18 protein-coding genes are annotated in these 20,717 nt (G+C 65.4%); 7 read left to right on the plus strand and 11 right to left on the minus strand.

The window, feature by feature from the left end:
* The first annotated feature begins 2 nt into the window (after positions 1–2).
* The 4 genes from VGN93_RS21645 (at position 3) to VGN93_RS21660 (ending at position 4,999) form a co-directional block, all read left to right on the plus strand.
* Positions 3–1,037 (plus strand): extracellular solute-binding protein, encoded by a 1,035-nt coding sequence (locus VGN93_RS21645; RefSeq protein WP_319314851.1) that lies wholly within the window; start codon positions 3–5, stop codon positions 1,035–1,037.
* Between the two features lie 78 nt (positions 1,038–1,115).
* Complete coding sequence (locus tag VGN93_RS21650; protein ID WP_327509095.1) at positions 1,116–2,297, plus strand: serine hydrolase; 1,182 nt, start codon at positions 1,116–1,118, stop codon at positions 2,295–2,297.
* A 21-nt stretch (positions 2,298–2,318) separates the two neighbouring features.
* Entirely contained in the window at positions 2,319–3,989 is a 1,671-nt protein-coding gene (locus tag VGN93_RS21655) for an amidohydrolase (RefSeq protein ID WP_327509096.1), read from the plus strand.
* A gap of 512 nt (positions 3,990–4,501) precedes the next feature.
* Positions 4,502–4,999: an EamA family transporter gene (locus tag VGN93_RS21660; protein ID WP_327509097.1), complete on the plus strand. Its 498-nt coding sequence runs from the start codon at positions 4,502–4,504 to the stop codon at positions 4,997–4,999.
* On the opposite strand, the gene VGN93_RS21665 is transcribed toward VGN93_RS21660, so the two are convergent.
* The 6 genes from VGN93_RS21665 to speB all read right to left on the minus strand — a co-directional run bounded on the left by VGN93_RS21665 (position 4,996) and on the right by speB (position 10,755).
* On the minus strand, positions 4,996–5,778 hold the full coding sequence (locus tag VGN93_RS21665; protein ID WP_327509098.1) for a carbon-nitrogen hydrolase family protein: 783 nt from the start codon (positions 5,776–5,778) through the stop codon (positions 4,996–4,998). The genes VGN93_RS21660 and VGN93_RS21665 overlap by 4 nt on opposite strands.
* A gap of 8 nt (positions 5,779–5,786) precedes the next feature.
* A complete protein-coding gene (locus VGN93_RS21670; RefSeq protein WP_319314483.1) occupies positions 5,787–6,584 on the minus strand; it encodes an ABC transporter permease in 798 nt (265 codons plus the stop codon).
* Entirely contained in the window at positions 6,581–7,435 is an 855-nt protein-coding gene (locus tag VGN93_RS21675; protein WP_327509099.1) for an ABC transporter permease, read from the minus strand. The genes VGN93_RS21670 and VGN93_RS21675 overlap by 4 nt, the downstream gene beginning before the upstream one ends.
* Entirely contained in the window at positions 7,432–8,466 is a 1,035-nt protein-coding gene (locus VGN93_RS21680) for an ABC transporter ATP-binding protein (protein ID WP_327509100.1), read from the minus strand. Before VGN93_RS21680 ends, VGN93_RS21675 begins: the two co-directional genes overlap by 4 nt.
* A 79-nt stretch (positions 8,467–8,545) precedes the next feature.
* Positions 8,546–9,634 (minus strand): ABC transporter substrate-binding protein, encoded by a 1,089-nt coding sequence (locus VGN93_RS21685; RefSeq protein ID WP_413818622.1) that lies wholly within the window; start codon positions 9,632–9,634, stop codon positions 8,546–8,548.
* Positions 9,635–9,702: 68 nt separating this feature from the next.
* The gene (speB, locus tag VGN93_RS21690) at positions 9,703–10,755 is read right to left on the minus strand and encodes an agmatinase (RefSeq protein ID WP_327509101.1); all 1,053 of its coding nucleotides are present in this window, start codon (positions 10,753–10,755) and stop codon (positions 9,703–9,705) included.
* A 181-nt stretch (positions 10,756–10,936) separates the two neighbouring features.
* Here speB and VGN93_RS21695 point away from each other — a divergent pair, with 181 nt between their 5' ends.
* The 3 genes from VGN93_RS21695 to VGN93_RS21705 all read left to right on the plus strand — a co-directional run bounded on the left by VGN93_RS21695 (position 10,937) and on the right by VGN93_RS21705 (position 13,843).
* Positions 10,937–11,950, plus strand: a complete 1,014-nt coding sequence (locus VGN93_RS21695) for a LysR substrate-binding domain-containing protein (RefSeq protein WP_327509102.1) — start codon at positions 10,937–10,939, stop codon at positions 11,948–11,950.
* A gap of 31 nt (positions 11,951–11,981) precedes the next feature.
* Positions 11,982–13,154, plus strand: a complete 1,173-nt coding sequence (locus VGN93_RS21700; RefSeq protein ID WP_327509103.1) for an aminotransferase — start codon at positions 11,982–11,984, stop codon at positions 13,152–13,154.
* A gap of 221 nt (positions 13,155–13,375) precedes the next feature.
* Positions 13,376–13,843: a MarR family winged helix-turn-helix transcriptional regulator gene (locus VGN93_RS21705; protein ID WP_327509104.1), complete on the plus strand. Its 468-nt coding sequence runs from the start codon at positions 13,376–13,378 to the stop codon at positions 13,841–13,843.
* Positions 13,844–13,918: 75 nt separating this feature from the next.
* Here VGN93_RS21705 and VGN93_RS21710 read toward each other — a convergent pair whose 3' ends face one another.
* The 5 genes from VGN93_RS21710 to VGN93_RS21730 form a co-directional block, all read right to left on the minus strand.
* Positions 13,919–15,544: an amidohydrolase gene (locus tag VGN93_RS21710; protein WP_327509105.1), complete on the minus strand. Its 1,626-nt coding sequence runs from the start codon at positions 15,542–15,544 to the stop codon at positions 13,919–13,921.
* Positions 15,545–15,646: 102 nt separating this feature from the next.
* Positions 15,647–17,209, minus strand: a complete 1,563-nt coding sequence (locus VGN93_RS21715) for a D-aminopeptidase (RefSeq protein WP_327509106.1) — start codon at positions 17,207–17,209, stop codon at positions 15,647–15,649.
* 90 nt (positions 17,210–17,299) lie between these two features.
* The gene (locus tag VGN93_RS21720) at positions 17,300–18,721 is read right to left on the minus strand and encodes an MFS transporter (protein ID WP_327509107.1); all 1,422 of its coding nucleotides are present in this window, start codon (positions 18,719–18,721) and stop codon (positions 17,300–17,302) included.
* A gap of 57 nt (positions 18,722–18,778) precedes the next feature.
* Positions 18,779–19,795, minus strand: a complete 1,017-nt coding sequence (locus VGN93_RS21725) for an aliphatic sulfonate ABC transporter substrate-binding protein (protein WP_327509108.1) — start codon at positions 19,793–19,795, stop codon at positions 18,779–18,781.
* A gap of 52 nt (positions 19,796–19,847) precedes the next feature.
* A complete protein-coding gene (locus VGN93_RS21730; protein ID WP_319314459.1) occupies positions 19,848–20,711 on the minus strand; it encodes an ABC transporter permease in 864 nt (287 codons plus the stop codon).
* Positions 20,712–20,717 lie beyond the last annotated feature (6 nt).

Raw genomic sequence — 20,717 nt, forward strand, 5'->3', positions numbered from 1 at the left:
CAATGAAATGGATGACGACGACTGCAACCATTGCGATTGCGACGCTGTTTGCCGCCAACGCGGCATCGGCGGCGGGCGAACTCAATATCTACAACTGGGGTGACTACACCAACCCGGAACTGATCAAGAAGTTCGAGAAGCAGTTCGACGTGAAGGTGACGATCACCGACTACGATTCGAACGATACAGCGCTCGCCAAGGTCCGCGCCGGCGGTCATGGCTTCGATATCGTGGTGCCCTCTGCGAACTATGTTCAGATATGGGTCAAGGAAGGTCTCCTGCAGGAAGCCCGACCGGACCAGATGGAGAATTTCAAGAATGTCGACGAACGCTGGGTCGATGTGGCCTGGGATCCGGGCCGTCACTACACCGTTCCGTGGCTCTGGGGCCTGACCGGCATCGGCGTCAACAGTTCGGTCTACAAAGGCGACATCAACACATCGGCGATTTTCCTGGATCCGCCGGAAGAACTTGCCGGAAAGATCAATGTCGCACCGGAAATGAACGACGTTCTCTTCGCCACGATCAAATATTTCGGCGGCGACTGGTGCACCATGGACAAAGACGTCCTGCGCAAGGTCCGGGACAAGCTCGTCGAAGCGAAGTCGAAATGGCTCGCCATGGACTACAGCGTGACGGAAAAGCTGCCCGCTGGCGACTATGCCGCCGTGTACTATTGGAACGGCGCCATCATGCGTTCACGCGTCAAGAACGCAGACATCAAGTTCGGCTATCCGAAAGAAGGTTTCCCGTATTTCATGGATAGCGTCGCTATCCTGAAGGATGCGAAGAACACCGAGAACGCCAAGCTGTTCATGAACTTTATCATGGACCCGGAAAACGCGGCGCTCATCTCCTCCTTCGCCAAATATGCGAACGGCATCAAGGGCTCGCAGGAGTTCCTTCCGGCCGATATGAAGACGGCGCCGGAGCTGGTCGTTCCCGCCGAATTCCAGGCGGCGGGCGAATTCCTCACCACTTGCGAGCCGGAAACGCAGCAGCTTTACACCAAGCTCTGGACCGAACTGCAGAAGTAAGCGGCCCCGGCCGCGACAAATGAGGACTGCCCTACGCGGGAAGGCACATCGCCTTCCCGCGCTTCGGCTGGATATGTCATGATCAAGACGTTTACGGACCAGCACGGCTTTTCCCGCGCCGATGTCACCCTCGCCAATTGGCGTACCGCCCCCTATAGCCGCTGGACCTTTCAGAATGTCCGCGATTTCGTGCCGACGGCGGTGATCGCCGCGGAGGCCGCAGCAGTGGAAGTGCCGCTTCAAAGCGATGCCTTCCTCGACGCGGCGATGGAAACCGGCCTTGCCGGTGCCGCAAGCGCGCGCGCCTTCCTCGATTTCGCCCATACCGACGCCTTCGTCATGATGCGCCGGGGCGAGGTGGTCGCGGAATATTACGCGCCGCATGCCGACCCCAATGCGCCGCATCTCGTCTTCTCCATCTCGAAGTCGCTGACGGCCGTCGTCTCCGGCATTCTGGAGGCCCAAGGCCTCATCGATCCCGACCGGCCGGTGACGGACTACCTTCCCGAGGCCAAGGGCGGCGTCTATGGCGACTGCACCTATCGCGACGTGCTGGACATGCGCGTCAGCCTCGATTTCGAGGAAGCCTATCTCGACCCGCACGGCGCCTTCGCGCGTTATCGCCGCGCCATGCTCTGGAACCCGCCGGAGCCGAATATAGAGCCCGAGACGCTCGCCTCCTTCCTCGTAGCCTTGCCGAAAGCCGAGCGTCCGCATGGCGGGCCGTTCTACTATGCCTCACCCAACGCCGACCTGCTCGGCGTCGTCATCGAGCGCGTCACGGGCGCCCGCTTCGCCGATCTCACCTCCGAGCTGCTGTGGAAGCCGATGGGCGCCAAGGGCAACGCCGATATCAGCGTGGATGCGATCGGCACGCCGCGCACCGCCGGCGGCGTCTCCATGACGGCACGTGACCTCGCCCGCCTCGGCGAATTGCTGCGCAACGGCGGCGCGCGCAACGGCAAGCAGATCGTGCCGGAAGCCTGGATCCGCGACATGCAGGAGAACGGCGACAAGGAGGCCTGGCAGCAGGGCCGCAATGTCGACCTGCCGAACGGGCGCTACCGCAGCCAGTGGTATCAATCCGGCGAGGCCGACCAGGCCTTTTGCGCCATCGGCATCCACGGCCAATGGCTCTATGTCGATCCCAGCACGGAGACGGTCATCGTCAAGCTCTCCTCCCACCCGGAACCGCTGGGCGACGAGGAGAACCAGGACCTGTTCACGTTCCTCCGGGCACTCAGTCGCCGGGCAATCTAAAAAACATCGAGGAAATACGCCATGCAGACCGAAGCGAGCTTTATCATCCGCAACGCGCGGGTGCTCACGATGGACGAGGCGAACCCGCACGCAGCCGCCGTCGCCGTTTCCGGCAACCGCATCCTGGCCGTCGGTTCCGAAGCCGAGATCGACGCCTTTTCCGGCCCTGACACCCATGTGATCGACGCCAAGGGCGGTACGGTTCTGCCGGGCTTCAACGAAGCGCATATGCACATTTTCGGCGGCTCCGCCGAACTCAGCGAGCTGTCGCTCTCCGGCGTCAAGGGTTTTGAGGCGCTGGAAGCCGCGGTAAAGGCCTATGCGGCCGAATATCCCGAGCGCCAGCTGCTGGTCGCCCAACAGGCCGATTATACGATCCTCTCCGACGACGAGCGCGTGACGCGCCATCATCTCGACCGCATCCTCTCGGACCGCGCGCTGCTCATCTTCGCACCCGACCACCACACCGCCTGGGCGAACACGCTCGCCCTCAAGATGGGCGGCATCCTCGAAGGCCGCGATGTGGGCGTCGGCAACGAGATCGTCATGGGGGACGACGGGCTTGCCAACGGCGAACTGCGCGAAAGCAACGCCATCCGCCCGGTCTCGGCCCTCGGCGAGACCGGCGGGCGCGAAATGCTCGGCGTCGGCACCGGCGGCGATCCGGAGCATGTGACGGCGGAAGAACGCGCCGGTGACATCGCGATCATCAAGCAGGGCCTCGCCTATGTCGCCTCGCTCGGCATCACATCCTTGCAGAACATGGACGGCAGCCTCTACCAGCTCGAAATGCTCGACGAGATCGAGCGTACGGTCGGTCTTCCGGTGCGCGTGCGCATGCCCTTCCACATGAAGAACTTCATGCCGCTGTCGGACCTCGAAACCAAGGCCGCCGCCTGGCGCGAGCGCTTCAATTCCGATCGGCTGCGCTGCGACTTCGTAAAACTCTTCATGGATGGCGTGACGGAGTCGGGCACGGCGGTCTTCGTCGAGGACTATGCCCACCAGCCGGGCCTGAAGGGCGATCCGCTGTTCTCGCAGGACCATTTCAACGATGTCGCGATCGCCTCCGACAAGCTCGGCCTGCCGGTCGCCGTGCACGCCATCGGCGACGGCGCGGTGCGCATGGTGCTGAACGGCTATGAAGCCGCGATTAACGCGAACGGCAAGCGCGACAGCCGCAACCGTATCGAGCATATCGAGGTCGTGCATCCGGACGACATTCCGCGCTTCAAGGAACTCGGCACCGTCGCCTCCATGCAGCCGACCCACCCGCCGGGCAGCGCCGGCTTGCCGCTCGAACCCTACCTTTCCTACATCGGTGAAGACCGCTGGCCCTACGCCTTCGCCTGGCGCACGCTGGTCGATGCCGGGGCGGAGATCGTCTTTGCCACGGACTGGCCGGTTTCGCCGCTCGATCCGATGAACTGCATCCAGTGCGCCATGTCGCGCGACGTCTGGAAGGACGGCATGAAGGACGAGCGGCTTTCGCTCAACGAGACGCTCGCCGCCTATACCAAGAACGGTGCCTGGGTGGAGTTCATGGAAGACCGCAAGGGCGTGCTGAAGCCCGGCTATCTCGCCGATATCGTCGTGCTCTCCGGCAATGTGGAAGCCGCCGAGCATGCGAAACTCGCGGCGATCCGCCCGGTCACGACGATTTGCGATGGCCGCATCACGTATCAGGCGTGAACGACCTTCGTCCTCTACGCCATCGAGACGCGGGGCTGGGGGCCCAAGGACGCTGGACGGCCGGCTCTGAAAAACCCTATCCACGCACAAGAATCTATGCGATAGGCCGGACGATCAATCGTCTGGCTTTCCATGTACATCGCTGAAGTCCTTGCCCTGTCGGCCGCCGTCTGCATTGCGCTCAGCGGCATGCTCGTCGGCGAGTTGCGCGGCCGCCTGGCCCTCCTCGACCTCGCCCGCCTGCAAATGGGCGCGGCCTTCCTGATGACGGCAGCGGCATCGCTCGTCGTGGGCGGCTGGCGCACGGTGGACACCAGGCAGCTCGGCTTCCTCGCCGTCTCCAGCCTGTTCGGCATCATCATCGCCAGCACCACCTATTTCGCGGCGATCTATGCGGCCGGCCCGCGCACCACCGCGCTGCTGTCTCGCTCACCGCGCCCTTCGCCGTCGGCCTCGGTTATGTCTTCCTTGGCGAAACGCTCGATCTCCAGCAGGGCATCGGCATCGCCTGCGTGCTTTCAGGCATCGTGCTGGCGATCAGCGCCCGCAGCGGCTCCAGCAAGACGAGCGGCGAGAAGACGCCGTGGCTCGGCATCGCGCTTGGCGTCATCACCGCGCTCGGCCAGGCGCTGGGAAGCCTTGCCGCACGCCCGGCCATGGCAAGCGGAGTCGAACCGTTCACCGCGATGGCCGTGCGCTCCGGCATCGCGGCGCTGTTCTTCCTGCTTTTGATGCTCGTGCCTCTGCCCGCGCTGAAGCCCGCGGCCCGCATCGAAAAGCGCTCTCTGGGTTTTGCAGTCGGCTCCGCTTTCTTCGGCGTCGGGCTGGGCATGTCGCTGCTGATGGCGGCGCTGGCGCATGGCACGATCGGCATCGTCTCGACGCTCTCGTCGATGACGCCGGTCGTCATCCTGCCGATGATCTGGACGCGCACCGGCCTCGTGCCGGCACCGCGCGCCTGGGTTGGCGCGGCATTGGCCGTCGTCGGAACGGCCCTGATCAGCCTCTAGGCCGGGCGGCCAATATCCACGAGATAGGTGTTTTCCGCCCGCGACTTCGCATAGTCCTCCGGGCGGATTTCGGCAAAGAGCAACGTTTCGCCCTCGGCCGGTGCTTCGGCGAGGAGCTTGCCGTCGGGTGCGGCGATGCGCGACAGGCCGGCATAGGTGAAATGATCGTCGGCGCCGCAATGATTGATATAGGCGACGAAGACCTGGTTTTCGAAGGCGCGCACCTGGATCATGTGGTTGGCGATGAAGGTGCCGGAAGACCCCTTCGGCAGCGCCGTCGGCACCACGACCAGATCCGCGCCGGCGAGCGCCAGCCGACGCACGTTTTCCGGAAACTCCACGTCGTAGCAGATCAGCATGCCGAGCCTGATGCCGCCCAGTTCCACCATGACGGAGGCGGGAACGCCGGGCCGGAAGGCATTGCGCTCATAATCGCCGTAGAGGTGGGATTTGCGGTAGACGGCATTGGTGCCGATGCCGTCGGTGAAGAGCGCGCTGTTGAAGGTATCGCGGCCTTCCTGCTCGGCAAAGCCTGCGACGATGGCAAGCCCGCTCTCGCGCGCAATCGTGCCGAGCCGTTGCGCCACCTCGCCGGTAGCCGGCGAGGCAAGGCCGGCGAAGGCCGCCTCCCCCGCGCCATACCCGGTGACGGCGAGTTCCGGCACGATCAGCAGCTTGGCACCGCCCGCCGCCGCATCGGCGGCAGCAGCCGCGATGCGCTGGAGATTGCCGTCGCCGTCGCCGGCGATCGCATGCATCTGGAGGGCGGCAATGCGCATGGTTGCTCCTAGTCCTTTGTCGACATCGCGCCGAGCAGTTTCGGCAGGTCCCCGAAGCGCGCGACGAGGCCGAAGATGGTGGCGGCGATCGCGACGAAGAGGATCGTGACCGAGGCCATCGTCGGCGTGTAGCCATAGCGCAACGCGTTGAAGATCTTGATCGGCAGCGTCTCCATGGTGAAGCCGATCGTCATGTAGGCGACGATGTATTCGTTGAGCGACAGCACGAAGGCGAACGCATATCCGGAGATGAGGTAGGGCAGGATCAGCGGCAGGACAACGGTGCGAAAGATCGTGCGGTCGTCGGCGCCCATGGTCGCGGCCGCTTCCACCAGCGAACGGTCGATCGAGGAGAAGCCGAGCGACAGCGTCACCAGCGGCAGCGTCACGAAGAAGATCGCATGGCTGATGACGGCGGTCGCCGGCTGGCCGTAGAAGCCGGTCGCCGCCCAGAAGGTGAGGAGACCCAGCGCCGTGATGACCGGCGGCAGCGTGAAGGGCGCGACGCCGAGCAGCTGGAAGATGTTCGCCCAGGGCGCATGGCGCCGCCAGAGGAACCAGGCGAGCGGCAGCGCGATGAGCAGCGCCACGGCGGCCGACAGCGCCGCCAGCGTGATCGAGGCGAAGAGCGCGTTGCGCCATTCGACATTGGTGAAGATCTCGGCATACCAGCCGAGCGAAAAGCCCTTCGGCGGGAAGGCGAGGTCCTGCTTTTCGTTGACCGAGACGCCGGCCACCACGATGAGCGGCAGCGACAGGAAGAGACCGATCAGGCCGAAATAGGCCTTCTGCAGAAACGCGTTCATGCGGCTTCTCCCTTGCGGCCGGCATAGACCGTGAGCGCGACGAGGCCGAGCGTGACGAGCACGAGGAACACGGCCATGGCGGCAGCGAACGGCATGTTGGACTGGTAGATCGCCTGGTCGGTGATCAGCACCGAGAGCGTCCAGTGCTGCGGCCGGCCGAGGATCTGCGGCAGCAGGTAGGAGCCGAGCGCGAAGATGAAGACCATGATCAGCGTCGCCACGATCGTGTTGCGCAGCGCCGGCACGACGACAGTGAAGAAGGACTTGACCGGCGAGGCGCCAAGCGTTCGCGCGGCTTCTGTGAGCGTCGGGTCGAGCCGAACGAGGGCGGGGTAGAGCACGAGCACGGTATAGGGCAGCGCCTGGTAGACCATGGCGGTCAGCACCGCGCCGAAGCTCGGGTTGAGCGCCACCGCCTGCTCCATGACGCCGAGCATCACGAGGAGATTGGTGATGCCGGCGGTGCGCGAGAAGAGCGTCGACCAGGCAAAGCCGATGATGACCTCGGAGAGCGACAGGATGGAGAGCAGCGCCACCAGCCAGAGCACCTGCGTCCGGCGCTTGGCGCGCGACAGAAGATAGGTGAAGGGCACGGCGAGCACGACGCAGCAGATCGCGACCATGACCGCGAGGAACAGCGAGAAGCCGAGCACCTTGCCGAAGAACAGGCTGAGGAAGCGGGCATAATTGTCGAAGACGAAATCCGGCGTGTAGAAGCCGGACGGATCGCGCCGGAAGAAGGAGACCGCGATCATCGTCGCAAAGGGCACGACGAAGAAGACGATCAGCATGCCCGCGGGAAAGAACAGCGGGCCATAGTCGGTGAGTTTTTGCGGGGGCTCTCGTCTCATGACTTGAGCACCACGCAGTCGGCCGGGTTGAGCTGGATGCCGACCGCCTGGCCGATGGAAACATCCGGCCGCGCATTCGGCATGGAGACGGCGACGACCTGCTTGCCGCCGGCCTCCACGAAGGTCTCGATCGTGCCGCCGAGATCGCGCACGAAGGTGACCGTGCCGGAGATCGCGCCGTTGCCGGGCGCCGTCAGGTGCACGTCTTCCGGGCGCACCGAGAGCACGCCGGACGTGAGGCCGGCGGGAATGGCAAGGCCCGTGACCGGCGTGCCGAGCACGTTGGCGCCGGTGCTGTCGGCGGAAAAATCGATGAGGTTGGTCATGCCGATGAAGTCGGCGACGAAGGTATCGGCCGGGCGGCGGTAGATCTCGACGGGGGCGGCGGCCTGGCGGATTTCGCCGCTGTTCATCACCACGACCGTATCGGCCATGGTCATCGCCTCGCGCTGGTCGTGGGTGACGACGATGGTGGTGATGCCGAGGCGCTGCTGGAGCTGGCGAAGCTCGACCTGCATTGCTTCGCGCAGCTTGGCGTCAAGGGCCGAGAGCGGTTCGTCGAGCAGGAAGAGTTTCGGCGAGATGGCGAGCGCGCGGGCGATGGCGACGCGCTGGCGCTGGCCGCCGGAAAGCTTGGCGACCGGGCGGTCGGCATAGCCGGTAAGGTGGATCATCGAAAGAAGCTCGTCGACGCGCTTCTTCTGCTCCTCCTTGCCGATGCCGCGAATGCGCAGCGAATAGGCGATGTTCTCCCCGACCGTCAGGTGCGGGAAGAGCGCCAGCGACTGGAAGACCATGCCGAGATCGCGCTTGTGCGTCGGCACATTGGTTATGTCCTTGCCGTCGAGCTGGATCGCTCCGCTGGTCGGCAGGTCGAGGCCGGCCACCATGCGCATCAGCGTGGTCTTGCCGCAGCCGGAGGGGCCGAGCAGGCAGACGAAGGTGCCGTGCGGCACGGTCAGTTCGACATTCTTGACGGCCGTGAACGTGCCGAACTGCTTGACGATATTCTGGAGAGTCAGTCCGGACATGGGTTCCCCGCGCGGCGTTTTATGGTTTCTTGACCGGCCGGCTTTTCAGCCGGCCGGTTACATTTGGGATGAACGGGCTTCAGCCTGCGATCATTTCCGTCCACTTCTGGTTCAGCCAGTCGGCCTTGGTGGTGTAGAGGTCGTAGCGCGGGATGATCGGCTCGATATCGGACGAAACGGCGGCGAATTCCTCGGCCGTCAGGTCGATGAGGTCGCGCTTGACCGTCGGCGCGGTGCCGACCTTGCGCGACAGGATCGCCTGGATCTTCGGCTGGCTCATGTAGTTGATGAAGGTGTGGGCTTCCTCGACCTTTTCCGAGGCGCGCGACAGCGCCCAGCAACCGGAATCCATGATGCCGCCTTCCTTCGGGAAGGTGGAGCGGACCGGCTGGCCGTCAGCGGCGGCAAGACCCGTCACGTCATGGTAATACTGGCCCATCGGGATTTCGCCAGACTTCAGAGACTGTTCGAACTGCGCCTCGTCGCGATACCAGAGCCGGACGTTCGGCTTCACTTCGGCGAGCTTTTCGAAAGCCTTGAGGAGGCCTTCCTCGGTGTCGAGCGCGTTGGTGCCGCCGAAATGGGTCTTTGCCGTCACTTCCAGCAGGAAGGAGTTGGAGACGAGCGCCAGCAGGCCGAGCTTGTCGGCATTGGCCGGATCCCACAGCGCGTTCCAGGAGGTCGGCGCTTCCTTGAAGACATCCGTGTTGGTGACGAGCGTGATGTACCAGGCGACGGCACCGATGCCGGCGATGCGGCCATCCGGATATTTGTTGACGAAATGGTCGATGAGGTTGGCGGCGTTCGGGATCTTCGCCGTGTCGAGCGGCGCCCAGAGTTCGGTGGTCTGGCCCTTCAGCATGGCGACCTGCGACATCATGGAGACGTCGGCGGGCGCCTGGCCGGCCTTGGCGGCCTGCTCCAGCTGCACGAGCCAGGCTTCACCGGTCGGCTCGGCGACGGATTCGACGGCGATGCCGGTTTCCTTGGTGAAATCGGCAAAGATGTTCTTGTCGAACGAATCCTTGAAGTAACCGCCGTAGACGCCGACCTTCAGCGACTTGTCCTGCGCACGCAGCACCGCCGGCATGGCGAGCAGCGAAGCGCCGGCGACGCCGGCGCCCAATACGGCGCGGCGGCTCACATTGGTCTTGAGGATGTCACGCATAGTGGTCTTTCTCCTGTTAGGCCGGCCGCTTGATTTGGCCGGAGCGTTCCCGTTGTTGCTATTGTATGTCAGGCGGTCCGCGCCACGGAAGGGCTGAATACCATCAGGCTCAGAATTTCGAAGAGCACCTGCGCACCCGCCTGGGCGGTATTCGTGGTCGCGTCATATTGCGGGGCCACCTCCACCACGTCGCCGCCGACGAGGTTGACGCCCTTGAGGCCGCGGATCAGTTCCAGCACCTCGCGCGTCGTCAGCCCGCCGATTTCCGGCGTGCCGGTGCCCGGCGCAAAGCTCGGGTCGAGGCTGTCGACGTCGAACGAAAGATAGGTCGGGCCGTCGCCGACGATGGCCTTGGCCTTCTCGATGATCGCGGGGATGCCGAGGCCGTTCACTTCTTCGGCATGGATGACGGTCATGCCGGATTCGTAGGAGAACTCCCAGAGATATTCCGACGAGCCACGAATGCCGATCTGGATGGTGCGGGTCGGGTCGAGCACGCCGTCGAGCACGGCGTTGCGGAACGGACCGCCGTGGTGGAACTTGGTGCCGTCGAAGGAGCCGCCGGTGTCGCAATGAGCATCGATATGGATCATGCCGACCGGCTGCTTCTTGCCGACGGCCTTCATGATCGGGTGCGTGATCGAATGGTCGCCGCCGACGGCAAGCGGGATCACGCCGGCATCGACGATCTGGTTGAAGCGCTTCTCGATGTCGTCATGGCTGAGTTCAAGGCGGTAGCGGCTCTGGAACGGCACGTCGCCGATATCGGCCACGCGCAGGTCCTGCACCGGCGCGCAATCGAGCACATGGTTGTAGGGGCCGATGCGCTCGATGGTGCGCATGGCGCGCGGTCCGAAGCGCGAGCCCGGACGGTTGGTCACGCCGAGGTCCATCGGCACGCCGGTGATGGCGACCTGAAGATTGCCGAAATCCGGCTCGTTGGCATCGACCGGCATATGGGGGGCGGAGAGGAAGGTCGGCACGCCGGCATAGGGCGCAAGACGCGTGCCGTTCTTGGAGAAGATCTTGTCGGCGACCTTGCGGAAGGCGGGGTCGAACATTTCGCCGCCATGGCTCGCGCCGTATTTCGCCTTGAGTTCGTCGAGCTTGCTGTTCGCCATCGTCTGTGCCTCACCTATCTGGAATGCGGGCAGACCGGGGGCCGGTGCAAGAAGCGTCCAAACTCTCTTCCCCCGGGGCTTTGCCCTCGTTTTTTACATTATCGTTATAAAACGCCTGGAAAATCAATTGATATTGTTATAGCGTTTGGTGTGAGAAAAACTCACGGATCAGGATCCCTTCATGGCCTCGCGCCTGCCACCGCTCAACCCGCTTCGCGCCTTCGAGGCGACTGCCCGCCGGGGTGCCGTTTCGGCCGCAGCGCGAGAGTTGAACGTGACGCATGGCGCCGTCAGCCACCAGATCCGCGCGCTGGAGGAATCGCTCGGCACCGTGCTGTTCGAGCGCGGCGGCAAGCGGCTGAAGCTGACGCCGCAGGGCGCGCTGCTGCTGCCGGCCGTCACCAATGCCTTCGGCGAGATCGCGGCGGCGACCGCGCTGATGAAACAGCCGGAGACCAGCGGCAACCTGACCGTCACCTGCGTGCCGGCTTTGCTGTCGCTCTGGCTGATCCCGCGCCTCAACGCCTTTACCGACCAGTTTCCGGGCGTGCGCGTCACGCTCATCGCCTCCAACGATCCGGACCACCTGCGCTCGCTCGACACGGATGTCTGCCTGCTCTACGGCGACGGTAATTGGCCGGACTGCTGGACGCGGCTCTGGTCGAAGCTGCAACTCTTCCCCATCGCCAGCCCGACGCTGCTGAACAGCCGGCCGCTGCGGTCGCTGCGCGATCTCTCAGACCACACGCTGTTCCATGGCGACGACGGGCGGGAATGGAACACCTGGCTTTCCGCCGCCGATGCCGTCGACGTGGTGCGCGGCCGCCAGCATTTCATGAGCGACGCGCGCCTGTCCACCGAGGCCGCCCTGCACGGCCAGGGCATCGCGCTCGGCGACACCATCACCGCCAGCAACCTGATCGCCCGCGGCGAACTGGTCGTGCCCTTCGACCTCACGGTGCCGGCTTACGACGCCTTCTACGTCGCCTGCCGGCAGGCGGTGCGCCAGACGCCGATCGTCAAGGTGTTCATCGACTGGTTCTTCGCCTCGCTCGAGGAAAGCATGCCCGAACCGCAGACCTCCGCCCGCATGATCCTGCGCGGGCGCAGCGGCCGCGCGGCGGAAAACCTTCGCCCGATTTCGGCTCCGGCCAAGCGCCGGGCCGCCCCCACCCAGCGCAAGACCCGCGCCTGATGTTCACGACCCCGATTTTACGGACATGACCATGCCTCGCTTCAACCCGCTCGTCGAATCCCTCGCCCCGCCGCCGATCCCTTCCGTTTTCGCCTGGGGCGGTGCCTATGACGGCCGCAGCGGCCCGATGATCGACCTGTCGCAGGCCGTGCCCGGCTATCCGCCGCATCCCGACATGCTGCGCCTGCTGGGCGAAAACGCCGCCTCGCGCGCCTATACCGGCTACGGGCCGATCGAGGGCGAGGATAGCTTGCGCAGGGCCTATGCCGACCATGTCTCCGGGACCTACGGCGTCGCGCTTTCGGCCGGCAACATCCATGTGACGGCCGGTTGCAACCAGGCCTTCATCTGCGCCGCCATGGCGATCGCCGGCGCCGGCGATGCCGTGCTGATGACCGACCCCTACTATTTCAACCAGGAAACCACGCTCGCCATGCTGGGCATCAAAACCCGGTTCGCCGCCTGCGACCCGGCAAACGGTTTCCTGCCCGATATCGATGCCCTCGCCGCAGCCATCACCCCGGATGTGCGCGCCGTCGCCCTCGTCTCGCCGAACAACCCGACCGGCGCGGTCTATCCGCCGGCGCTGCTTGCGGCGATCTACGACCTCTGCGCCGCGCGCGGCGTCTGGCTCATCCTCGACGAGACCTATCGCGACTTCCTGCCGGCGGGTGCCGGCCGGCCGCATGACCTGTTCGGCCGCCCGGGCTGGGAAAACACGCTGATCGGCCTCTACAGCTTCTCCAAATCCTTCTGCATTCCCGGCCATCGCCTGGGCGCGATCACCGCGGGTACCGATGTCGTCACGCAGGTGGCGAAGATCATGGACAACCTGCAGATCTGCCCGCCCCGCTCCGCCCAGGCCGCCGTCGCCACCGCGCTGCCGCTTTTGGCCGACTGGCGCGAGGAAAACCGCCGCGAGATCGCCCGGCGGGTCGAGGGGCTTCTTTCGACGATGGCCGGCGTTCCGTCCTGGCGCGTCGGCGCAGTCGGCGCCTATTTCGCCTTCATCGGCCACCCGTTCGGCGCCGCACCCTCCGCCCGCGTGGCGGAGAAGCTCGCCAGGGAAGCCGGCATCCTCTGCCTCCCCGGCAGCTATTTCGGCGCCCGCCAGGAAGGCTACCTGCGCTTCGCCTTCGCCAATGCCGACGTCGGGACGATCGCGCTGCTGAGGGACCGCCTCAACCGATTCGCACTCGACTGAGGCCGGCAAACCTATCCTTGGGTTGAGTGAAGATGCCCCGACGAGATTCGAGGCGCCAACCAGAAGGCGAAATTCAGCAAAATAATTTCTCACCCTCTGATTGCGAATAGAAAATTCCTGCAATCAACGGTCCCGCATCTTGCGCACGGCGAACTTGCTCCTATGCTCTAGGACAGGCCGTATGCCGGAAACGCAACCGGGTGGGAGAAAGATGGCCAGGCATGGAAAAGATAAGCCAAACCTACGAACCCACGATTGCAGACGTCCTTGAAGCCTCCGCTGTCGCGCAAAGCGTCGTCCATCAGCTGCGACGGGCGCATGGCCAGTTCGTTCATCGCTTCCTCCACCATTTCTCCCGGGTCGATTTGCGCCCCGCCGAATTCTGCGTGCTGGCGCTGATCGCTGAACGGCCGGGACGAAAACAATCGGAGATTGCGACGGCGCTCGGAATCCAGCGGGCGAATTTCGTGGCGCTGATGAACGACCTCGAAAGCCGCTGCCTGACGGAGCGGCGCAGCGCCCCGAACGATCGGCGCTCCCACGCGCTGTACCTCACCCCTGCCGGCGAACACCTGCTGGCGGACGCCCGCCGCGCCGAGGCGGATTTCGAGGCGGACTGTCTCGAACGGCTCGGCGGCATGGGCGCCCGCGAGCAGTTCCTGACGCTCCTCTCCCGGTTGATCGGGTGACGTGCCACGGTTGGGTTAATCAGTCGCGCATATAGGTGTGGGTGCGCGTCGCCTTCGATTGAGGTTTGCATGCCTTTAGCGCGCGTCGTGCACCACGCGGCCTGCAAGCAGGGTCAGCAGGCAGCGTGTGCCCGACAGGATGGTCTGCGGCGCGGCAGCCAGAAGATCGTTGTCGAAGACGGCGATGTCGGCCCATTGGCCGGGCACCAGCCGCCCCTTCACCGCCTCCGCCTTCTGCGACCAGGCGCCGTATTCCGTGTAGACCTGGAGCGCCTCCTCCGCGCTCAGCCGTTCGGAAGCCTCCATCACCGTGCCCTTGCCGGTCTGGCGCGTGATCATCGCGTGCAGGTTCGGGAAGGGATCGGGCGAGCAGACCGGCGAATCCGAGCCTGTGGAAGGTTTAAGGCCCATGCGCATCCAGCTGCCGATCGGGTAGGACGACTTGCCGCGCGCCTCCCCGAGCACGGAAATGTAGCTGTCGCCGAAATCGTGGATGAAGGCCATCTGCGGCGCGGGCAGGATGCCGGCCGCCTTCATGCGTTCATTCTGCTCACGTGTGGAAAAGCCGCAATGCTCGACGCGGTGGCGGCGGTCTGGATCGGGATTGGCGGCGAGCGCCTTTTCGTAAGCCGTGATGAGCTGCTCGATCGCCCCGTCGCCGATGGCGTGGCAGACCATCTGGTAGCCGCGGTCATGGCAATCCCTGACCACCGCCTCGACCGTTTCATCCGGCAGCATCTGCACGCCGATATTGTCGGGCTCGCCCTCGTACGGTTTCGTCATCCAGGCGGTGCGCCCGCCGGCCGAACCATCCAGAAAAACCTTCACCCCGCCGACCCGCAGCATGTCGTCGCCCGCCCCGGAGAGCAGCCCTGCCCGCCAGGCGTCCTCGACGATGGAGACGCCGGGATCGCCGAGCAGCGTCAGCCAGACGCGCACCGGCAGGCGGCCGGAGAGTTTCGCCATCTCGTAGGCCTGGATTTCGGCGAAGCCGGCAACATGGCCGACCGCCGCATCCATGCAGCTCGTGATGCCGAAGGACAGGAGATGGCGCCCTGCCCGCTCGATGCCGTCGATGAGGTCCTCGGTCGTCGCCGGCGGCATGGCGGCCTTGATGAGATTCTGGGCGTTTTCCGCGAGGAAGCCGTTCAACCGGCCCTCGGTGACGCCGATCACGCCGCCATCGGGCACGGGTGTCGCCTCGTCGACGCCGGCAAGCGCCAGCGCACGGGAATTGGCGATCGAGACATGGCCGCAGGCCCGCGTCAGATAGACCGGGTGATCGGGGGCGGCGCGGTCGAGATCGGCGCGCGTCGGATGCCGGCCGGTATCGAGCTTGACCTGGTCGTAGCCCCGGGCACGCACCCAGCCGCCCTTCGGCGTCGCCGCCGCGCGCTCGGCGATTGCCGCCATCAGCGTGGCGAGCGTCGGGGCTGCCGCGGGCGTGGCGTCGACAAAGCCCATGGCGATGCCGGTCGCAATCAGGTGCAGGTGGTTGTCGATGAGGCCGGGGCTGGCAAAACGGCCTTCGAGATCGATGACCTCCGTGCCGGGTCCCCGGAGCGCCAGGATATCGGCGTCGCTGCCGATGGCCAGCACCTTGCCCTGCCAAACGGCAACGGCGTTGCTGATGCCCTCCTCCCGGCCGCGCCAGATGCGGCCATTGTGTAGGATGAGATCGGCTTCAATTCGGACTGCCATGCAATGCTCCCTCCAAGCGCCGAACGGGCGGCGCCTTCTCCTGCGGACGCAACGTGAGGTTTTGCGGCCGGCTTGGCCAATTCGCTTTTGGCAGAACCCCAATCATGCCTGTTTTACATAGCCGATGCCGCGCGCCAGCCAGCAGCCAAGCGTCAGGCCGGTGACATCTCCTGCGGCATCGCGGGTGACGCGCAGCGTCCAGTCTCCCGGCGCCGGCGCGTCCATCGAGCGGCGGGTCACGACGATCCACAGGTCGGGGCCGACGGGGTAGACGATCTCGGGGCGGCCCGTGCCGAGAAACCCCTCCGCCCAGAGATAGGTGCCGCCGTCGCGGCATTCGATGACGATATCCGCTTCCAGCTCGGATGAACGATAGCGCCCGGCGATACCTGTATCCGCTACCGGCGGAACGGCGGCGACCGGCACCAGCCGCTCGGCGAAATTTTCGTGCGGACGCTCCATCAGCAGGTCCTCGCCGGCGCGGGCGACCTTGACCGTCGCGGAGGCGAGGCTGCCGTCCGGCGCTTCCGACAGCGCCTCGACCGAGGTGCCGAACCGCAGGGAGACCGTCTCCCGGCCCGACTCCAGCCGCGCCAGAAGGCCGGTTTCCCGGCTGATCCACTGCCCCGCCCAGTTCCCGCGCAGCGGCTGTGACGTCGGATGCGGCAGGCCGAGCGCAGCGCGCGCCAGCCTGTGTGCCGCGCCATGGGCATCGCCGTGGTGGTTGAACATAACCACCACCGAGAGCCGCGCCTCCGTCGAGCACATCCGGTAGGCGCGGAAGCCGCGGAGCGCGCCGCCATGGCTGGTGAAGGCGAAATCGCCGAGGCGGGAATGTTGCAGGCCGAAACCATAGGCAGCCGGCTTGCCATCCCGAAACGTCTGCGGCGCGGCGATGCGCTGGTAGAGGCTGGCGGGGTCGTCGCGCGAGGCATCGATCCAGCGCTCATAGGCGATCATGTCGTCGAGCGAGGCGGAAATGCCGGCATCGCCCCTCCAGTAGATGCCGTTGTCCGCGGGCAGGTAGCCGGCGGCGTCATTGCCCTCGTAGCCGACCACGCCATCCGCCGGCTGCCGGGTATCGGCGGTCAGCACCGCGCCGGCCATGCCGGCCGGCTGCCAGATGTGGCGGGCGTAGAGCGCTTCGAGCGGTTCGGGGGAAAGCTCCTCCAGCATATCCGAGAGAATGCGGAAATTGCCGTTGCTGTAGGAATAGCGCGTGCCGGGTGCAAAATGCCCGCTTCGCATGCGGGCAAGGACCGGGCCCGCATCGGCGCGGGAAAAGCTCTGCTCCGCCCGGCCGCCGTGGAGGACGGTGAGTGCCCAGTAATCCCGCAGGCCCGACTGGTTGTTGCAGAGGTCGCGCACCGTCGGAAGCGGGCGTTCGAAATTCGGCAGGTGCGCGGGAAGCCGTGCATCCAGGGCCTCGGGCTCGCCGCACAGGGCGAACATGGCCGCGCAAGTGAACTGCTTGGAGATCGAGCAGATCGGCAGCCGCGTATCCGGCGTCATCGCGCGCCGGTCGTCGAGGTTTGCAAATCCCCAGGCGCGGCGCGCCACCACCCGCCCTTCGCTGACCACCCCGATAACGCCACCCGGGCCTTGGAACCGGGCCGGAAGCGCGTCGATCTCCGCTTCGAGCCGTTTGTCGTCGATCATGGTCATGCCGTGCTTTCCGTTGCGAATCTCACGGGCAGGATATTGGTCCGGCCGGGCGCCGCTTAGCAACACGTCAAAAATCCGGGTCGCGCGCCCTCAGCCGCGGTGGCCGGAGACTTCAGCCCCGGCATCGCGGGGCAGCGCCAGGAAGCGCAGCGCCGAAACGAAGCCGATCACGGCGATGCAAAGGAAGGCGGCACGGATATCCATCAGCATGCCCCCGCCGCTCATCTCGGGGAAAAAGGCGGAGGCGAGGCGGATGACCACGGCGGCGACGGCGACGCCGAGAAGCTGCGCCAGTTGCTGCAACATGGCGGAGATCGTTGCCGCCGCGCTGCGCTGCGCCGGCGTGACATCGGCAAAGGCGATGGTTGTGAGCGCGGTGAACTGCATCGAGCGCGACAGGCCACAGGCGATCAGCAGGCCGAAGAGCAGGAGGCGCGGCGTCTCGCCGTCGACGAAGGCGAAGGCACCGATCGTCAGCGCCGCGACCAAGCCGTTGACGACGAGCAGCGAGCGGAAGCCGAAGAGGCGGAGCGCCGGGGTCGTGACGCTCTTCATCAGGAGGTTGCCGAGGAAATAGACGAGCACGAGCGAGCCCGTTTCCACCGCGTCGTAACCGAGGCCAACCTGGAACAGCAGCGGCAGCAGGAAGGGCGTGGCATTGACCGCGAGCCGCCCGGCCGTGCCGGCCGAAAGCGTCGCGAAGGCAAAGGTCGGCACCTTCAGCACCGCCATGTCGAGAAGGGCATGCGGCGCGCGCTTGAGGTGGCGGACCGCGAGCCACCCGAACACGAGGCCCGAGGCGAGGATCGCCAGTGCGCCGGCGCCACCCGTCGAGGCGCTGGACAGCTCGAGGCCCGCCAGCGTCAGCGCCAGCGCGCCGCCGGTCAGGAGGAAACCTGCAAGATCGAAGCGGCGCGCGCCCTCGCCCGGCGCATGCGGCACGAAGACCACGACGAGCACGACGCCGACGAGGCCGAGCGGCAGGTTGATGAAGAAGTTCCATTCCCAGCCGGCATGGGTGGTGATCCAGGCGCCGATCAGCGGGCCGATAACGGGGGCGATCAGGGCCGGCCAGGTGATGGTGGCGATCGCACGCACCAGCTCGGCCTTCGGCGCACCGCGCAGCACGAGCTGGCGCCCGACCGGCGTCATCAGCGCGGCGGAGGCGCCCTGGAACAGCCGCGCCGCGGTGAATTCCGCAAGCGAGCCGGAAAAGCCGCAGGCGACGGAGGAGAGCGTGAACAGCACGATGGCGGAGAGAAACACTTCGCGGGCGCCAAACCGGTCGGCGAGCCAGCCTGCCGGCGGAATGAACACCGCCATGGCGAGCAGGTAGGCGGTGAAGCCGATGTTCAGCGTCACCACATCCGTGGAAAAGGCATGCGCCATCGCCGGCAGCGACGTCGCGATGATCGTGCTGTCGAGCATCTGCATGAAGAAGGCCACGGCGACGACCGCCGGGACCATGCGGGTGCGATGCAGCGGTATGGGCGGAGACGGAATGGAAGACATCACAAAATTCGAAAAAGGGGCGCCGACGCACAGGCGCCGGCACCCAAGCCTACAAGATCAGTTGCTCGCATCAACCCTTTTGAGCGCCGCATCGTAGAAGGAGCGGTCGATCCAGGTATCGTAGTTCACTTTGCCCTTCAGAAGCTCGGAATCGGCCATGAAGGTTTCTTCGCCCTGGAGGGAGCGAACTGCCTCTTCGGTGATCTGCGGATCCTGGAAGAACTTGCCGTCCGGATAGGTCGCGCGCACGGCGCTGTCGCTGTTGCCGGTCTCCTTGACGAAGATCGCGATCGTTTCGTCCGGGTTGGCGTCGGCCCAGCGCGCGGTCGCAATGTCGACGGCCAGCAGGCGCGCCACGATATCCGGGTACTTGCGGGCAAAGTCGCCGTTGACGCTGAGGAGGTGCGGCACCGCCCATTCCGGGCTTCCCGACACGCCGGCATCGAAGATCACACGCGCCGCACCCTTTTCGACGAGCGCCTGGACCGGGCCGGTGCTTTCGACGATCGCATCGACATCGCCGCGCACCAGCGCCGGGCCGGAGCTTTCGATGCCGAGGTTCAGGCTCTCGACGTCGGTGAGGGAAAGGCCCGCCGCCTTCAGCGCCTTGGCGAAGGTCGAATGGCGCACGGTGCCGGAGAGATAGGCGACCTTCTTGCCCTTCAGATCCTCGATCTTCTGGATCGACGAGCCCGGCGCCACGACGATCTGCGTCTCGTTCGAGCGGTTCCAGCTGGAGAGGCCAATGAGCTTCACGTCGGCGCCGGTCGCGGCGAGGCGCAGCGACGGGTTGTTGCCGATATAGGTGAAGTCGATGGCACCCGAGCCGAGCGCCACGGTCGCGGCTGAACCGCCGTCGAACGTGGTCAGCTCGATCTTGATGCCGTCCTTGGCGAACTCGTCCTCGAGCAGCTTCTTGTTGCGATAGAGGATGAATTTCAGGTGGCCCGGCGCGGTGGAGCCGATGCGGATGACGTCGAGTTTTGCCTCATCGGCAAAGGCCGGAGCGAAGCCCGCGGCCGGCAGAATGGAAAGCGCGAGCGCCAGTTTCAGAAGTGTTCGACGGAGCGTCATGGGGTGATCCTTTCGAGATCGATGGTTCAAGGATGTTTGCGTTTCAAAAGGCTCAGTTCGGGCCGCTTTCGCCGCTGCCGCGCCAATGCGTGGCGCGCCGTTCGCCGGCAACGAGCAGGTAGTTGAGCAGGAGGCCGATGATCGTCAGCGTCAGGATGCCGGCATACATGCGGTCGGTTTCGAGCATCAGCGAGGAGTGCTGGATGAGGTAGCCGATGCCGGACTGGGCCGCGAGCATCTCGGCGGCGATGACCGAGAAGAGCGAGGTTTTTACGCCGAGCCGCGCGCCCGCGACGATCGAGGGAATGGCGGAGGGGAAGATCACCTTCTTGAACAGATCCCAGTCCGACGTACCCATGGAGCGCGCCGCCTTGACGAGCAGCGGATCGACCGATTTGACGCCGACGATGGTGTTGATCAGCAGGAAGAACACGGCGGCGTAGAAGGTGATGGCGATCTTCGAGGCCTCGCCGATGCCGAGCAGCAGGATGAAGACCGGCAGCAGCGCGAATTGCGAGGTGTTGCGCAGCGTCTGGACGAGGAAATCCGACGCCTTCTCGAACAGCGTATAACGCCCCATCAGGAAGCCGAGCGGCACGGCGACGACGACGGCGAGCGCAAAGCCGATCGCGGCGCGTTGCAGGCTGATGCCGATATGGTCGGCAAGCTGGCCCGAGACGGCCATCTCCCACAGGACCGAAAGCACCTGGCTCAGCGGCGGGAAGAACAGCGAGTTGATCCAGCCGGCACGCGGCGCGATCTCCCAGAGCAGCGCAAAGGCGATCAGTGCCGGCAGGCCGAGCGTGATGGTGGAAAAGGTTTCGCCAAGCGCGGTCGGCGCCTTGAGCGGAAGACGCCTACGGCGCAAGGAAAGGACGTTGCGAAGCGGCGGGTTGCGGTCGACGATCAGGCTCATCCGATC

This window comes from Shinella sp., assembly GCF_035998705.1.
Lineage (GTDB): Bacteria > Pseudomonadota > Alphaproteobacteria > Rhizobiales > Rhizobiaceae > Shinella.

Bases quoted from the DNA above. Each gene is read 5' to 3' on its own strand.
- VGN93_RS21645 (WP_319314851.1), top strand. From the start codon at position 3: ATGAAATGGATGACGACGACTGCAACCATTGCGATTGCGACGCTGTTT.
- VGN93_RS21650 (WP_327509095.1), top strand. From the start codon at position 1,116: ATGATCAAGACGTTTACGGACCAGCACGGCTTTTCCCGCGCCGATGTC.
- VGN93_RS21655 (WP_327509096.1), top strand. From the start codon at position 2,319: ATGCAGACCGAAGCGAGCTTTATCATCCGCAACGCGCGGGTGCTCACG.
- VGN93_RS21665 (WP_327509098.1), bottom strand. From the start codon at position 5,778: ATGCGCATTGCCGCCCTCCAGATGCATGCGATCGCCGGCGACGGCGAC.
- VGN93_RS21670 (WP_319314483.1), bottom strand. From the start codon at position 6,584: ATGAACGCGTTTCTGCAGAAGGCCTATTTCGGCCTGATCGGTCTCTTC.
- VGN93_RS21675 (WP_327509099.1), bottom strand. From the start codon at position 7,435: ATGAGACGAGAGCCCCCGCAAAAACTCACCGACTATGGCCCGCTGTTC.
- VGN93_RS21680 (WP_327509100.1), bottom strand. From the start codon at position 8,466: ATGTCCGGACTGACTCTCCAGAATATCGTCAAGCAGTTCGGCACGTTC.
- VGN93_RS21685 (WP_413818622.1), bottom strand. From the start codon at position 9,634: ATGCGTGACATCCTCAAGACCAATGTGAGCCGCCGCGCCGTATTGGGC.
- speB (WP_327509101.1), bottom strand. From the start codon at position 10,755: ATGGCGAACAGCAAGCTCGACGAACTCAAGGCGAAATACGGCGCGAGC.
- VGN93_RS21695 (WP_327509102.1), top strand. From the start codon at position 10,937: ATGGCCTCGCGCCTGCCACCGCTCAACCCGCTTCGCGCCTTCGAGGCG.
- VGN93_RS21700 (WP_327509103.1), top strand. From the start codon at position 11,982: ATGCCTCGCTTCAACCCGCTCGTCGAATCCCTCGCCCCGCCGCCGATC.
- VGN93_RS21705 (WP_327509104.1), top strand. From the start codon at position 13,376: ATGGAAAAGATAAGCCAAACCTACGAACCCACGATTGCAGACGTCCTT.
- VGN93_RS21710 (WP_327509105.1), bottom strand. From the start codon at position 15,544: ATGGCAGTCCGAATTGAAGCCGATCTCATCCTACACAATGGCCGCATC.
- VGN93_RS21715 (WP_327509106.1), bottom strand. From the start codon at position 17,209: ATGACCATGATCGACGACAAACGGCTCGAAGCGGAGATCGACGCGCTT.
- VGN93_RS21720 (WP_327509107.1), bottom strand. From the start codon at position 18,721: ATGTCTTCCATTCCGTCTCCGCCCATACCGCTGCATCGCACCCGCATG.
- VGN93_RS21725 (WP_327509108.1), bottom strand. From the start codon at position 19,795: ATGACGCTCCGTCGAACACTTCTGAAACTGGCGCTCGCGCTTTCCATT.
- VGN93_RS21730 (WP_319314459.1), bottom strand. From the start codon at position 20,711: ATGAGCCTGATCGTCGACCGCAACCCGCCGCTTCGCAACGTCCTTTCC.